The organism is Roseovarius aestuarii (genome assembly GCF_019966515.1).
Lineage (GTDB): Bacteria > Pseudomonadota > Alphaproteobacteria > Rhodobacterales > Rhodobacteraceae > Roseovarius > Roseovarius aestuarii.
Map to the genome: position 1 here is coordinate 425,637 of NZ_JAIMIB010000001.1, position 14,506 is coordinate 440,142.

The window sequence follows — 14,506 nt, forward strand, 5'->3', positions numbered from 1 at the left end:
CCTCACCCGCAAGGTGTTGCTGTAATCACATCTAATGCTATGAAACAAAAAACTATTTTGCCGACGGTGTAAACGGCTCGGGCACGATGTTCTGTGTTGAAAACGGTGGGCGTTCATACTCGGGATGCTCTGGGCGCTCATCGAATTCGATATGCTGGGGCGTCGTATCCTTATAGGGTATCTGCGTGAGAAAATGCGCTATGCAGTTTAGCCGCGCGTGTTTTTTCACATCCGCGTTCACCACATGCCAGCGCGCCTCGGGGATGTCCGATCGGGCCATCATTTCGTCCTTGGCCTTGGAATAATCGACCCATTTCTTGCGCGATTCCAAATCCATCGGAGACAATTTCCACCGTTTCAGCGGGTCGGTCAGTCGCGATTGGAACCGCTTTTCCTGCTCGGAGTCACTGACGGAGAACCAGTATTTGATCAGGACAATACCCGATCGCACCAACATTCGTTCCAGCTCCACAACCGAGGTGAAGAACTCTTCATATTCATCGTCAGTGCAGAACCCCATCACCCGTTCTACCCCTGCCCGATTATACCAGGACCGGTCAAAAATCACGATTTCTCCGGCAGCTGGCAAATGCGTGAGGTAGCGCTGGAAATACCATTGGGTCTTCTCACGCTCAGTCGGGGCTGGCAAGGCAACTATCCTTGCCACCCGCGGGCTCAGAGATTGGGTCAGGCGCTTGATCGTCCCGCCCTTTCCAGCAGCATCGCGCCCCTCGAAGATCACCGCGACCCGCAGCCCCTCCTGCTTGACCCATTCCTGCAGCTTGACCAGTTCAACCTGCATATCGGCCATGGCGGCATTGTATTTCTTATTCGAGATTTTCTTTGTTTTCGTGTGCGTTTCTTCGGAAAATTCCTCTGTCATCGTCACCCCTCCCCATATTTTCAGCGCGTGATCCGGGGATTGAACACCAGATCGGACCGTTCACGCAAGAAAGCGTTTAGCGCAACGAAATAGCGACATTTTTTGTTTGCACGTAATTCCACAACGCCTCGCGCCCTTTCTCGCGGCCATAGCCCGACTTGCCGTAACCGCCAAAGGGTGTCTCTACGCCACCCGCAAACCACTGGTTCACAAAGACCTGTCCGGCGCGCATCTGTCGTGCGGCGCGGGTGGCACGATCGAGGTCGCGGGTAAAGACGCCGCCCACCAGACCGTATTGCGTACCGTTGGCGATCCGGATCGCATCAGCCTCGTCACGGAATGTCATCACCGACAGAACCGGGCCGAACACCTCCTCCTGCGCAATGGTCATTTCAGGTGTCACATCGGTCAGAACCGTGGGTTCCAGAAACGCACCGGGGATGTTCATCTTGCGCCCGCCCGTGACTACCCTGGCGCCTTGGGCCTCAGCCTCGACAACCATGCCGGCCGCGCGGTCGCGTTGCGCTTCGGACACCATCGCACCCATATTCGCACCGGGTTCAGCACGGTCTATTCCCGGCCCGACCGACAGAGATTTCGCAATGTTAACAGCTCGTTCAACCACTTCGTCATGGCACGATTCATGTGCAATCACCCGGCTCATCGCCGAGCACACCTGCCCGGCATTGAGGTAAATTCCCCAGCGAATGTCACTCTCAAACGCATCCAGATCGGCATCGTCATGCACGACTGCTGCGGATTTGCCGCCAAGCTCCAACACACAATGCACCACGTTGGCGGCCGCCGCAGTGGCAATGGCAATGCCGGTTTTGACAGAACCGGTAAAGACAATCTGATTGACGTCTCGATGTTCGCTCAGCGCAGCACCCGCCTGATGGCCCCAGCCACAGAGGATATTAACCGCCCCCGGAGGCCAACCCACAGCCTGTGCGGCATCGGCAAAAACCCAATTGGAGCAAGGTGTCAGCTCGGGTGTTTTGATTACACAGGCATTTCCCGTGGTTAGCCCGGCGGAGAGCGATCGCGCGGTCATTTCAAGCGGGTAGTTCCACGGGATGATCTGGGCTGACACGCCATAGGGCTCGTTATGGGTGAAATCGAAGAAACCATCGCCCAGCGGAATCGAGCGACCCTCAACCGTCGAGGCCTGATTGCCATAATATTCAAAATAAAGCGCTGCGCCGCGTACTTCCCGTTCGGCTTCCCACAAGGGCTTGCCCTGTTCAAGGCATAAGAGAGGTGCTATTTCGTCAATTCGGTCAATCAGATGGCGTCCCATCGCCTGCACCATCCGTCCACGCTCGATGGGCCGCATCGCAGTCAGAACGCCCGAAAGATGTACGCGTTTGGCCGCCTGCACCGCACGATCCACATCCGCCTCATCCGCCAGCGCGTGTTCGGCCAGTTTCTCGCCGGTGCCGGGGTTGATCACGTCAACGCGCCCTGCATCGCCATCTACCCATTCGCCGTTGATGTAGTTCTGAAAATAGTCCTTCATTTTTCCTCGGTTTCAGGCTGGATTTCGAAAATCGATACCGGCCTCGCTCTATCCAACGATCTCAGGCTTTAAGTCGCCACTTATGAAGCCGGTCATAATGGGGCTTCATGCGTCGGTAAACCTGTTGGACCCGGGCCGGCGTTTCTTCGAGAGACACATATTTTCGCTTCTGCGGTTTAAGGCCGGTCGAATTCGCCAGATTGGCGTGGAACGATCCGCCATCCCACCAGCTATGCGCCGACGGATCCCCGCCCGGCTCCCAGCTAAGCGCGTCTGCAATAAACGGGATGTCCACGGCGCCGCAGAAAGCGCGGGTCAGATCATGGGGGTTTTCCAGCAGATCATCACTGTCGATCACCGGCGGGGCTGCGCCGTTCAGCGCCCAAAGCAGGTCAAAGAGCGCGCGCTGTTCAGGAAAGCCCACTTCGCCCTCGTGGAAATCTGGCCACTTGTGGTGCATCGATGTGATGGTCTTGGCCGGGTCACGGATCAGGAAGGCGTGGGTGAAATGCGAAAGAAAGTCATCATCCCACATATGATTGATGTAATGCGGAAAATCTTTGAGAAAGACTGGGCCTTTCGCGGCGCGATCCTGGATACCCTGCCAGACGCTTTCCAGTGTCAGCCCAGGCGTCGTAACATCACCGGGATTGAACCGGTGCCAAAGCGGCTCCTCACCCTGATACCACGCCTCGCCGAAGGGTTCGTGCAGGCAATCCAGATCGCCGCGCTGGCGCATCATCCATTCAAACGCGGTCGAGGTAGAGCGGGGAACTGCCCAAAGAGCGATGATCTTATGCATGTTTGCCTCCGGCGGGAGTATATTAGGAAAGATGAAGCGGCGGGTTAGTCAAAGACTGTCCAGCAATCGGCCCTGCGATGAGGTTGGCGCGAGACCAAGCGACTTGAAGATGCGCCAATAAAGCGCGGTGTCATGGCCGATCACGGGCTTGTCCAGCTTGTCTTCGAGCATCCGGGTCAGTTGTAGAGGGCGTTGCGGCACGCCGTCCGAGCCAGATCGGAAATTGCACATGCCATTGATTAGATAGGCATCTGCCTCGGGTGCCCGCTCGGCCACATATTCAAAGCTCTTCAGCGCCAGATCGCCCTCGAACACCCAGCGGTGATCATTGACCTCTTCCTGACTGTCAAACCAGCCCTGATCGTGGAAATTTCCCGCCCACAGCACGTCAAACCCGGCCTCTTTCAGAAAGTCGACCGTGCCTTGCCACCATTCCGGCCAGTGATAGGCAGCGTTGAGCGCGACTTTTTCGACGTTCATCGCCCGCAGCGCCTCGACCATTGCGTAGCCTGCCATATGGAAGCGTACTCCGTATTTTTCGGACAGGTTTTCGCAATGCTGGCGGATGCCTTCGACGCCCAGACCGCTGGCATGCACCCAATTCGAGCCCACCTGCCCCGCCGCGTCGACGCCATTGCGGGCCATGCAATGCACGAAATCCTCCATCATGCCGAAATTCTGCTTTCGCTGATCGAGACCGTGCGCATAGTCCGGCACATGCAGCATCCAGCCATGCACGCCCACGGTTTCCGGCGCCATACGCAGAAAATCCGTTGGCCCGGCGCAATAATCAAATGGTGGGCAGGTGAAACCCACCTGATGCGGAAAGAGCTTGTGCTCTGGCCGCCATTCCTCTGGCATCAACATGGCAAATCTCCTTTGCTTCGCATCCGCCAGACCAGCTGGTCGTACCTGTCCTGGCCATAAAAGGGCTCATGGTCGTAGATCATCAGCGGCACGCCCCAATGACCTGATGCCAGCATGGCCTGCGCATTGGCCCCCAGATCGGCCTCTGCATCCTTCCAGGAGGTGGCGTCCGATACCACCTCCAGGTCCAGCCCGGCAGCCGACATTGCCGTGGCCAGATGATCACCCTTATCCCAGTTGGCGACCGATCCGTCCCACAACATACGGCCCACTTTATCGAGAAATTCCAGTGCTTTGCCCGCGCGTTCGGATCCGACATAGAGGCGATAGAGATATTCATTCAGCGGCTGATTTTCTTCTGCCAGCCAGAGCGATTCGGGCTTAAAAGAAATGGGCGACGGATCGGGGTACGCGTAGGGTAAATCCAGATAGGCGGCCGTGCGCGCGGTATCGGTTTCAAAGTAGCGATGCTCCAGCCTGTCGCGATTTTTGTAGCGTTCCGGCAGTCTGATCACGCCGCCCAGAACCGGGCGGATGACAACACGAACCCGCCTCTCCCGCAGTCCGATCAGCCGGTCGAGCAGGAAGTAGCAGTAATCGCTTTGCAGCGAATAAAAAACCTCGACCTGTGCGGCCTCATCTGCCATCCACCGCCTCCCGCATCCAACGTTGCAGATGCATCACCGAGTGTTCGGAATTCACTCCGCATTTTGGGTCGAGCACCAGCGGGCCGGGTTTGTAACCTCTTGATTTCAAACCGCGTTGGACGGATTCGACCAGGTGGATATCCTCCTCGACCGTGGTGGCACGATCCTGTACCGCCATCTGGCGGACGGTCTCATTCTCTTCACCACCCACCGAATACCAGCCACGCCAGACTACCACGTGATCGGCGTCAACCGCACGCCAGTGATAGGTGTTGAGCAGATTGCCAGGATAGACTTGGAAGCTGAACATCGGCCAGAGGAACCAGCTTGAATATTCCTCATTATGGGCGAACCCGGAGTTGATGTCGTAAGTCATCTGGTCCAGAGCATTGCAATCGGTGGTGTGACGCAGGCAATAGCCCTGCGGCTGGATATCGTAGGTTTCAGGCTTGATCACCCCGGTGGAGAAGGTCGGGTGGTTGAGACTGCAATGATAGCATTCCGAATAGTTCTCGACCGAGACCTTCCAGTTACAGTGTTCCGGTATTTCGACCCATTCCAGCGGCCTGAGATCGGCCCAGTTGGGCACAAAATCTTCCAGTTCGGCACGGGCATTCGGGAACCATGTGTCCATCGGGTCCGCATCAGGATCAAGATTGACGAAGATAAAGCCGAGGAAGATTTCCGTACGCACTGATGTGAGGCAAATGCCTGATTTATCAAAACCTTCGACCGCGTTGATGTTCGGCCCCGCGCGTAATTCTCCGGTCAGCTCATAGGTCCAGGCGTGATAGGGGCAGACCACGACGCGGGTGCTCCCGCTGCCCTGCACAAGCTGATGGGCGCGGTGCTGGCAGACATTGTAGAAGGTGCGGACCTCACCGTCGCGGCCACGCACGCAAAACAGGCTTTCGCCGCCCAGATCGACGGTGAAATAGTCGCCCGGCTTTTCAAGCAGGCTGGCATGGCCGGCGAATTGCCATGTGCAGGCCAGCAGACCGGCGCGCTCGGCCTCGAACACTGCCGGGTCGGTATAGTAGCGCGCATCGAGCGAACGGATGGGTGCGCTCATCGAGGCTCCTCCTGATAGATGCCCAACTGGTGGCGGCGCTTGTGAAATGTCTCGACCCGTTCGACGATTTCCTCGCTGGAGACGGCAATGACGAAACTGAGCAGTGTTTCGAGCAGGGCAATGGTCGAGACCGAGGATGGAAAGAACTGCGGTGTGTCGGCGGCGACGACAAAGCCGTGCTGCGCGCCGAGGATGATCGGGCTGACGGGGCTGTCGGAGATGGCGACCACCTTGACCCCCTGTTCGCGCGCGATGCGCACCGCGTCGATCACCTCGGATCTATAGGGGTTGCAGGTGATGGCGATCAGCACATCGCGATTGTCGGCCCAGGCCAGATCGTCCGTCGCCACCGACCCGGCGCGCGGGATGGTGTGGAACCGGGTCATGCCGGTCGAGGCGAGATAGGTGAAGTTGCGGGCATTGGCGTTGTTGACGCCCACCCCCATCACAAAGACCTGCCGGCAGTTCCAGATGGCGTCCGCCGCCGATTTCAATGCCTCGGCACTGATCCCGGCGAAGGTTTCCTCGATATTGCTGATCGCGGCGGCGACCTGATCAGCGTAGAGCCCGCCCAGATCACCCGAGCGGCGCACTTCCTGTAGCCATCGCACCCGGTCCGGGTAACTGACCTGCCCGCGCCTGATCGCCTCGCGGAAGGGTTCGCGGAAATCATCGTAACCTTCGAACCCCACCTGCCGGGCCATGCGCACGAAGGTGTTGGGCTTGACGCGGGCCGCCTCGGCAATTTCGCGCACGGTCGACACGCCCACATCGCGCGGGTTCTCCAACACGTAGCGCGCGGCCTTCTGTGCCTCGGGCGTCAGCGCCGACCACTCTTCGGTCAGGCGCTCCAGCACGGTTGATTGTACATTTGTATCATTCATGATTGACGATGGTACATATGTGCGATTAGCCTGTCGAGGAAAAATTCGACTCGGATCACAGGAAATTCGACATGTCCGACACACCATTCCCCAGCAGCGCCCGCGTAGTCATCGTCGGCGGTGGCGTCATGGGGGTGGGGCTGGCTTATCACCTTGCGCATGAGGGCTGGGGACCGGAGGTGGTGCTGTTGGAAAAGGCAGAGCTGACCAGCGGGTCGACCTGGCATGCGGCGGGGCAGATCACCCATTCGACCAGTTCCTTCGGCCTGGGCAAATGCGTCGATTACAATATCGGGCTTTATGCCGGAGGGCTGAAGGCCGAGACCGGACAGGCGGTGACCTGGCATGGCTGCGGATCATTCCGGCTGGCCTATACGACGGACGAGATGGACTGGCTGCGGCATACACTTTCCGTCGGACGCTCGCTGGGGTTCAACATCGAGCTGGTGGGCAAAGACCGGATTGCCGAACTGCATCCGTTCTACAATCTCGACGGTGTGCTGGGCGCGCTTCACACGCCCGATGACGGCCATGTGGACCCCTCAGGCGTGACCATGGCGATGGCTGCCGGGGCGCGGAAACTGGGCGTACGGGTCATCCGCCGTTGCCGGGCGACGAACATAACGCAGGCCCCGACCGGCGAGTGGCATGTCGAGACCGATGAGGGCACGATCACCTGCGAACACGTGGTCAATGCAGGCGGCACCTATGCCCGGCAGATGGGCGAATGGTCCGGTCTGCAATTGCCGATGACCTCAATGACGCATCATTATTTTGTTACCGAAAATGTTCCTGAATTCAAAAATTTGGAGCGTGAACTTCCAGTGATACGTGATGACAGGCTGGTGTCTGGTTACATCCGGATGGAGCAGCAGCGCGGACTCATCGGCATCTACGAGAAAGAAAACCCCAACACCGTCTGGGAGGATCACTGCCCCTGGGAGGCCGAGAACGAGCTTTTTGCTGCTGATTACGACCGCATCATGCCCTGGCTGGAAAACGCGATGAGCCGGATGCCGATCTTTGCCGAGCTTGGCATTACCCGCGAAGTGCATGGCGCGATCAGCCACCCGCCGGATGGCAACCCGCTGATCGGCCCGGCACCGGGTGTGCGCAATTACTGGTGCTGCTGCGGTACCCAGATCGGCATCGGCTGGGGCCCCGGCCTGACCCGCGAACTGGCGCGCTGGATGGTGCATGGCACGGCCGATATTTCGATGCGCGACTATGACCCGCGCCGCTTTGGAAGATACGCGAAGAAAGACTGGCAAGTAATTAAGGCAAAAGAAGACTATTGCCTGCGGCACGAAATTCCCTTTCCGCATTTCAACCGCCTCGCAGGGCGCCCGATCAAGACGTCAGGCATCTATGAAACGCTCAAGGACAAGGGTGCGGTGCATGAAGAGGTCTATGGCTGGGAGCGACCCCGCTGGTTTGCCCGCGACGACGTAGAACAGCGCGACCATTATTCCTTTCGCCGCACGTCGGTGCATGACATCGTGGCCGGGGAATGCCGCGCCATCCGCGAGACGGCGGGGGTCATGGACATCTCCTCCTTCGCCAAGATCGAGATTGCAGGCGCGGATGCGGCAACCTTCCTAGATGGGATGGTTGCCAATCGCCTGCCGTCCAAGGACGGCCGCATCATCCTGACCCACCTGCTCAATCACAGAGGACGTATTGAGGCTGAGGTTACAATCGTCCGACTGGCGGAGAATTGGTTCTACCTCACCTGCGCCGCCTTCTTTGAGCAGCGGGTCATGGACTGGCTCACCCGGCATATTCCTGAAGGCTCAGACGTAACCCTGCACAACCAGTCGTCTGAGTACGGCGCGCTGGCGCTACAGGGCCCGAACGCACGTGACATCCTGCGCCAACTGACCGAAACGGACCTGTCCAACGCCGCCTTCCCGTGGTTGACCTCGCAGGACATCGCCTTGGCGGGACAATCGGTGCAGGCGATGCGTATGTCTTACGCCGGTGAACTGGGCTGGGAAATGCACATGCCGATGGCGCATCTGGCGCCGGTCTACACGGCACTTTGCCAAGCGGGCGTGGCGCATGGTTTGACCGACACCGGATCATTCGCAATGAATACCCTGAGGATGGAAAAGATGTTCAAGGGTGCGGGCGAATTGACCAATGAGGTCACGCTGCCCGAAGCTGATGTGATGCGTTTCGCCCGGCTCGACAAGGAGTATCTGGGGGTCGAGGCAACCCGCAAAAGCGCCGCGCAGGCCGAGGACGGTATGATGCCGTGGGTCTGTTCCTATCTTGAGATTGAGCCCGACGGTATCAACGACGGCCACGGCGGAGAAGCGGTATTGCTGGCTGGCAAGGTCGTCGGATCGACAGCTTCTGTCGCCTATGGGCATACAATCGGCAAGATCCTGGCCTTTGCTTATGTCAGACCCCACGCCAACGTGGCAGGCACGGAAATCGACGTGGTGATCGCGGGTGAGCCGCGCAAAGGGCGCATCCTGACCGCCCCCGCCTATGACCCCGAAAGCCACAGACCAAGGACGGACGGATGACAGAACTTCCCAAGACAATGCAGGCGATGGTGCTGACCGGCCATGGCGATCTGGATGCTTATGAATGGCACGAAGACTGGCCGATGCCCGAGGTTGGCGCGGATGACGTGCTGATCCGGGTCGGCGCCTGCGGGTTGAACAACACTGACGTCAACACCCGCTCGGGCTGGTATTCCAAAGCTGTCGAAGATGCGACCACCGGCGGGGCGTTCGCAGCGGCCGATGACCATGATCCGACCTGGGGCGGCAGACCTTTGACCTTCCCGCGCATTCAGGGGGCGGACCCGGTCGGGCGTGTTGTGGCGGTCGGGGCCAATGCCGACCAGAGCCTTTTGGACAAGCGGGTGATGATCGATGGCTGGCAGCGCGACTGGTCCGATCCGGACAACATGGACAAGACCGGTTATTTCGGCTCCGAGCGTGATGGCGGTTATGCGCAATATGTCAGTGCCGATCGGCGCGACGTGGCTGTGGTAGAAAGCGACCTCAGCGATGCCGAACTGGCCACGTTTCAGTGCAGTTACACTACCGCCGAGGGTATGCTGGTGCGCACCAACGTTGGCGCGGACGACACGGTTCTGATCACCGGCGCGTCCGGGGGTGTGGGCGGCGCGCTTATTCAACTGGCCAAACGCCGGGGCGCGAGAGTCATTGCGCTGGCGTCAGAGTCGAAACATGCGGATGTGTCACTCTCCGGTCCGGACAGGATATTGCCCCGCGCGCCTGCGAACCTGCGCACCGCTCTGGGAGATGAGAAGATCACTGTTGTCGCCGATATCGTCGGGGGCGACTATTGGCCGACGCTGATCGACATCCTTGAACGCGGCGGGCGCTATGTCTGCTCCGGCGCCATCGCCGGCCCCATGGTCGAGCTGGATCTGCGCACCTTCTATCTGCGCGATCTGACCTTCAGCGGCTCGACCATCCTGCCCCAGCATGTGTTCCGCGACGTGGTGAGCTATATCGAACGCGGCGAGATCAAGCCGATGCTGGCCGCGACCTATCCTTTGAAAGACCTGCGAGAGGCACAGGCCGCGTTCATCGAAAAACGCCATACCGGCAACATCGTGGTCCTGCCGTGACGCGCGCCGTCTGGGATACGCTTCTGGACGCGGCGCGTGAGACCCATCAAGACCACGCGCAGCTCTCGGAATTCTGCCCGTTCCCGGAAGACATTACTGCGCAGCCGGTTGCGCCCTTCGACATCCCCGCTGCCGAGCTTTTCACCAATGAACCCTGCTTTGGCGATACGCCTTATTCGACGTTTTTCAGCGCCCTGCGGGAGGCCGCGCCCTATGCCCATTGGCGTGAAACCTACAAGGGCACGAACATCGGGCAGGACTTCATGGACCGGTTTGGCTGCTATTGCGTGATCGGACCCGAGGCACCATTCATCAGCGAAACCATGCGCGCCTGGATGGTCTATATGCCACCCAACCTGCACTACACCTGGCACCATCACCCTGCGGAAGAAATGTATATGGTGATCGCCGGCAGCGCCCGGTTTTTCCGCCAAGACGAAACGCCCGAGGTTCTGAGCGCGGGCCAGGTTTCGCAGCATCAAAGCAATCAGCCCCACGCCATGGAAACAGAAGGCGGTGCGGTACTGGCCTATGTGATATGGCGAAATCAATTCGACGTCCCCCCGGTTCTGACTTCAGACAAAGAACTGTCATGAAGATCGCGCAGATAGAGGTTTTCCAGGTCGATCTTCCGGTTAAAGGCGGCGTCTACCGCCTGTCGGGCGAACGCGAATATACCAGTTTTGACTGCACAATCGCGCGCATCACCACCGATTGCGGGCGCATCGGCTGGGGCGAAAGCACGCCTTTTGGCGCAACCTATGTCGCGGCTCATGCGACCGGCACCCGCGCGGCGATTGAGCTGCTGGCACCCGCGCTGATCGGCATGGATCCGCGCCAGTACGACCGGATCTGGGAGCGGATGCAATCCACACTGAGCGGCCACCGGGATGCCCGTACCGCGCTCGACGTGGCTTGCTGGGACATCGCCGCACAGGCGGCGGGTCTGCCGCTCTGCGACATGCTGGGCGGGCGCGTCTCCGGGTCCGTGCCGGTGATCTCTTCGATCGGCGGTGACACGCCCGAGGCAATGCGCGCCAAGGTCGTCGCCCACCGCAATCAAGGTTTCATGGGACATTCGATCAAGATCGGCGCGTCCGAAGCCCAAGGCGGTCCGGCCCTCGACGCCGAACGAATCCGCGCCTGCCTGGCAGATCGCCAGCCTGGCGAGTGGTACCTGGCGGATGCCAATAATGGCCTTTCCCCGGAACATGCCCTCAGAATGCTGGCGCTTTTGCCCGATGGCCTGGATTTCGTGCTCGAAGCGCCTTGTGCGACGTGGCGCGAAACCCAGTCTCTCCGCGCGCGCTGTTCCTTACCGCTTCTGATCGACGAGTTGATCCAGTCCGAGGCCGACCTGATCCAAGCAATCGACCACGACACATGCGATGGCGTGGGTCTAAAGGTCTCAAAACAGGGCGGCATCACCCCGATGATCCGCCAGCGCAACATCGCGGCTGCTGCTGGCATGGTGATGTCGATCCAGGATACTGTCGGCAGCGAAATCTCCTGCGCCACGATCCTGCACATCGCACAGTCCACGCCGCGCAGACTGCTGCGCTGCGCTCTCGATCCGCGCGCCATGGTGGATATCAGCATCGCGACACTCGATGCGCCGATCGTCAACGGAGGCGCTGAAGCCCCCAGCTTCCCTGGTCTGGGCATCACGCCGGACCTGACCTGCTTGGGGGAGCCGATCGCAAGCTACTGGGGTGATCCATGAAAATCACCCGCATCCGCGTTTTCAAAACCGACCTGCCGTACGTCGATGGCGCTTATGTCTGGGGCGCTGGCAACGCGATTTCTGTTGCGAAGGCCGCGGTTGTGGTGATCGACACGGATGTCGGTCTGCAGGGCTGTGGTGAATTCACCCCTTGCGGTGAAAACTACATGGTGGCCCATTCTGAAGGGGTCGAGGCCCTGGCTCGCCTTGTCGCCCCGCATCTCATTGGAGAAGACCCGCGGCAAGTGGCCCGTATCGAACGATTGATGGACGCCCTCGTGCAGGGCCACGGCTATGCCAAGGCACCGTTTGATGCGGCCTGCTGGGATATTCTGGGCCAGGCCACCGGCCAGCCAGTCTGGATGTTGCTGGGTGGCAAACTAACCGATGGCGCGCCGATGTACCGGGTTGCCCCGCAACGGTCGATTCCGGAAACCGTGACCGAGATGGATCGCCACCGCGCCAGCGGCTACCGCCAGTTCCAGATCAAGGTGGGCGGCGACTGGGCCTCAGATATCGAGCGTATCCGCACTACCGTCCCGCTACTGCAACCGGGAGAAAAAGCCATGGCCGACGCCAATCAGGGCTGGCGTGTCGACGATGCCATTCGTGTGGCCCGCGCCACCGCTGATCTCGATTATGTCCTCGAACAACCTTGCAAGACCTATGAGGAATGTTGCCAAGTCCGCCGCGTCGCTACCCAGCCAATGAAACTTGATGAATGCGTGACCGGCCTTCACGCTGCTCAACGCATCGTACAGGATCGCGGCGCCGAGATCTGCTGCCTCAAGATATCCAATCTCGGCGGCCTTTCAAAAGCCCGTCGCGTGCGCGACTTTCTGGTCGAAAACCGCATTCCGGTCGTGTCCGAGGATACCTGGGGCGGACAGATCACCTCTGCTGCCGTCGCTCATTTCGCCGCCTCCACGCCAGAGGAATACCTAATTAATTCTACCGATCTGATGAATTACAACACCCGCAATACCGGCATTGGCGGCCCTAAGACCAGTTCGGGAAAACTCTATGCCAGTGACATGCCGGGGCTTGGCGTAACGCCCGATTGGGATAGCCTCGGCCCTGCGATCACCAGCTACGGAGAGACCCCATGACCAACGCCTGCACCGCCACCCAGTTGATCGACGACGCCCGCACCCGTGTCACCCGTTTTGATTTTGAACCCGGCCAGGAAACCGGCTGGCACACCCACGGTTTCGACTATGTGATCACCACACTCACCGAATGCAACATGCGCCTCGAACTGCCGGGGGGCGAAACCAGTGACGTTATCATCCCGGCGGGCACCGCCTATCGCCGCAACGAGGGTGTCGAGCATAATGTGATCAACGCAGGCGACGCGCCGATGTCCTTTGTCGAGGTCGAATTGAAATGAAGATCACGCGGCTCACTGTCTGGCAACTCGATCTGCCACTGACGGAACCCTACTGGCTTTCGGGTGGCCGCTTACGGTTTGATGTACTCGACAGCACGTTCGTCCGTATCGACACCGATGACGGGATCAGCGGCTGGGGCGAGGGCTGCCCATGGGGCCATACCTACCTGCCCGCTCATGGCCCCGGCATCCGCGCCGCGATCAAAACGATGGCGCCCGCCATCCTCGGGCTTGATCCCCGCCAGACCGGCCATGTGGAACGCGCGATGGATCTGGAACTGCCCGGGCATCTCTACGCCAAGGCACCCATCGACATGGCCTGCTGGGATATCGCGGGGCAGGCCGCCGGATTGCCGATGGCCGACATGCTGGGCGGGCGTTTCGACGATCCCACGCCCATCGCCTCGTCAATCTCGACTGACACGCCCGAGGCCATGCTCGACAATATCGAATCCTACCGGGCCAGGGGCTACTGCGTGCATTCCGTCAAGGTCGGCGCGAATACCGAGTTGGACATTGAACGCATCCGCCATCTTGAAGCTCACCGACTGCCGGACGAACGCATCCTTTACGACGTCAACCGCGCCTGGACCCGCCGCGAGGCGATGATCGTGATGAACGCCGTGGCCGATCTGGGCGTGACCGTGGAACAGCCCGGCGAAACGCTGGATGATATCGCCGCAATCCGGGCACGGACCACCTGCCCGATCAGCGTGGACGAACGGCTCGACACGTTGCAGGACATGGCCCGCATCGCCCGCGAAAACATCGCCGAGGTCGTCAACATAAAGGTCAACCGTGTCGGTGGCCCCTCCAAGGCACGGCGCATTCGCGACCTGGCACTGGCGCACGGCATTCAGTGCTATGTCATGGCCACTGGCGGCACTGTCCTCGCCGATACCGAAGCCGCCCATATCGCCCAGAGCATCCCTGCAGAGTTTCGCCTTGGCACCTGGTCCTGCCAAGACATGCTGTCCGTCGACATCGCTCTCGATCGCGGCAGCCGCAACGTCAACGGTCACCTCCATGTGGATGAAACACCGGGGCTAGGCGTTGCACCAGACCCTGATCTTCTGGGCAAACCCGTCGCAATCTACGAGTAG

General features: G+C 59.8%; 14 protein-coding genes. 7 read left to right on the plus strand and 7 right to left on the minus strand.

Annotation, left to right across the window (positions count from 1 at the left end; all coding sequences use genetic code 11):
• Positions 1–52: 52 nt before the first annotated feature.
• From ppk2 to LC334_RS02105, 7 genes are all read right to left on the minus strand, one after another.
• Complete coding sequence (ppk2, locus tag LC334_RS02075) at positions 53–883, minus strand: polyphosphate kinase 2 (RefSeq protein ID WP_085798555.1); 831 nt, start codon at positions 881–883, stop codon at positions 53–55.
• Between the two features lie 76 nt (positions 884–959).
• Positions 960–2,402, minus strand: coding sequence for an aldehyde dehydrogenase family protein (locus LC334_RS02080; RefSeq protein WP_085798556.1), 1,443 nt, complete (start codon positions 2,400–2,402; stop codon positions 960–962).
• Between the two features lie 61 nt (positions 2,403–2,463).
• The gene (locus LC334_RS02085; protein ID WP_085798557.1) at positions 2,464–3,204 is read right to left on the minus strand and encodes a sulfotransferase-like domain-containing protein; all 741 of its coding nucleotides are present in this window, start codon (positions 3,202–3,204) and stop codon (positions 2,464–2,466) included.
• Between the two features lie 48 nt (positions 3,205–3,252).
• A complete protein-coding gene (locus LC334_RS02090; protein ID WP_139836269.1) occupies positions 3,253–4,071 on the minus strand; it encodes an aspartate racemase/maleate isomerase family protein in 819 nt (272 codons plus the stop codon).
• Positions 4,065–4,718, minus strand: a complete 654-nt coding sequence (locus tag LC334_RS02095; RefSeq protein ID WP_085798558.1) for a DsbA family protein — start codon at positions 4,716–4,718, stop codon at positions 4,065–4,067. The genes LC334_RS02090 and LC334_RS02095 overlap by 7 nt, the downstream gene beginning before the upstream one ends.
• Positions 4,708–5,790, minus strand: a complete 1,083-nt coding sequence (locus LC334_RS02100; protein ID WP_085798559.1) for an aromatic ring-hydroxylating oxygenase subunit alpha — start codon at positions 5,788–5,790, stop codon at positions 4,708–4,710. The genes LC334_RS02095 and LC334_RS02100 overlap by 11 nt, the downstream gene beginning before the upstream one ends.
• Complete coding sequence (locus LC334_RS02105) at positions 5,787–6,674, minus strand: MurR/RpiR family transcriptional regulator (protein WP_085798560.1); 888 nt, start codon at positions 6,672–6,674, stop codon at positions 5,787–5,789. Before LC334_RS02105 ends, LC334_RS02100 begins: the two co-directional genes overlap by 4 nt.
• A gap of 71 nt (positions 6,675–6,745) precedes the next feature.
• On the opposite strand from LC334_RS02105, the gene LC334_RS02110 reads away from it, so the two are divergent.
• The 7 genes from LC334_RS02110 to LC334_RS02140 are packed head-to-tail and all read left to right on the plus strand — an operon-like array spanning position 6,746 to position 14,506.
• Positions 6,746–9,208: an FAD-dependent oxidoreductase gene (locus tag LC334_RS02110; protein WP_085798561.1), complete on the plus strand. Its 2,463-nt coding sequence runs from the start codon at positions 6,746–6,748 to the stop codon at positions 9,206–9,208.
• Complete coding sequence (locus tag LC334_RS02115; protein ID WP_217809095.1) at positions 9,205–10,290, plus strand: alcohol dehydrogenase family protein; 1,086 nt, start codon at positions 9,205–9,207, stop codon at positions 10,288–10,290. Before LC334_RS02110 ends, LC334_RS02115 begins: the two co-directional genes overlap by 4 nt.
• Positions 10,287–10,886, plus strand: a complete 600-nt coding sequence (locus tag LC334_RS02120; RefSeq protein WP_085798562.1) for a dimethylsulfonioproprionate lyase family protein — start codon at positions 10,287–10,289, stop codon at positions 10,884–10,886. Before LC334_RS02115 ends, LC334_RS02120 begins: the two co-directional genes overlap by 4 nt.
• Positions 10,883–12,013, plus strand: a complete 1,131-nt coding sequence (locus tag LC334_RS02125) for a mandelate racemase/muconate lactonizing enzyme family protein (RefSeq protein WP_085798563.1) — start codon at positions 10,883–10,885, stop codon at positions 12,011–12,013. The genes LC334_RS02120 and LC334_RS02125 overlap by 4 nt, the downstream gene beginning before the upstream one ends.
• Positions 12,010–13,122 (plus strand): mandelate racemase/muconate lactonizing enzyme family protein, encoded by a 1,113-nt coding sequence (locus tag LC334_RS02130; RefSeq protein ID WP_085798564.1) that lies wholly within the window; start codon positions 12,010–12,012, stop codon positions 13,120–13,122. Before LC334_RS02125 ends, LC334_RS02130 begins: the two co-directional genes overlap by 4 nt.
• Positions 13,119–13,403, plus strand: a complete 285-nt coding sequence (locus LC334_RS02135; protein WP_085798565.1) for a cupin domain-containing protein — start codon at positions 13,119–13,121, stop codon at positions 13,401–13,403. Before LC334_RS02130 ends, LC334_RS02135 begins: the two co-directional genes overlap by 4 nt.
• Positions 13,400–14,506: a mandelate racemase/muconate lactonizing enzyme family protein gene (locus LC334_RS02140; RefSeq protein WP_085798566.1), complete on the plus strand. Its 1,107-nt coding sequence runs from the start codon at positions 13,400–13,402 to the stop codon at positions 14,504–14,506. The genes LC334_RS02135 and LC334_RS02140 overlap by 4 nt, the downstream gene beginning before the upstream one ends.

Coding starts and splice junctions, on each gene's coding strand:
- LC334_RS02135 (WP_085798565.1), top strand. CDS start 13,119: ATGACCAACGCCTGCACCGCCACCCAGTTGATCGACGACGCCCGCACC.
- LC334_RS02080 (WP_085798556.1), bottom strand. CDS start 2,402: ATGAAGGACTATTTTCAGAACTACATCAACGGCGAATGGGTAGATGGC.
- LC334_RS02105 (WP_085798560.1), bottom strand. CDS start 6,674: ATGAATGATACAAATGTACAATCAACCGTGCTGGAGCGCCTGACCGAA.
- LC334_RS02100 (WP_085798559.1), bottom strand. CDS start 5,790: ATGAGCGCACCCATCCGTTCGCTCGATGCGCGCTACTATACCGACCCG.
- LC334_RS02095 (WP_085798558.1), bottom strand. CDS start 4,718: ATGGCAGATGAGGCCGCACAGGTCGAGGTTTTTTATTCGCTGCAAAGC.
- LC334_RS02115 (WP_217809095.1), top strand. CDS start 9,205: ATGACAGAACTTCCCAAGACAATGCAGGCGATGGTGCTGACCGGCCAT.
- ppk2 (WP_085798555.1), bottom strand. CDS start 883: ATGACAGAGGAATTTTCCGAAGAAACGCACACGAAAACAAAGAAAATC.
- LC334_RS02110 (WP_085798561.1), top strand. CDS start 6,746: ATGTCCGACACACCATTCCCCAGCAGCGCCCGCGTAGTCATCGTCGGC.
- LC334_RS02140 (WP_085798566.1), top strand. CDS start 13,400: ATGAAGATCACGCGGCTCACTGTCTGGCAACTCGATCTGCCACTGACG.
- LC334_RS02090 (WP_139836269.1), bottom strand. CDS start 4,071: ATGTTGATGCCAGAGGAATGGCGGCCAGAGCACAAGCTCTTTCCGCAT.
- LC334_RS02125 (WP_085798563.1), top strand. CDS start 10,883: ATGAAGATCGCGCAGATAGAGGTTTTCCAGGTCGATCTTCCGGTTAAA.
- LC334_RS02130 (WP_085798564.1), top strand. CDS start 12,010: ATGAAAATCACCCGCATCCGCGTTTTCAAAACCGACCTGCCGTACGTC.
- LC334_RS02085 (WP_085798557.1), bottom strand. CDS start 3,204: ATGCATAAGATCATCGCTCTTTGGGCAGTTCCCCGCTCTACCTCGACC.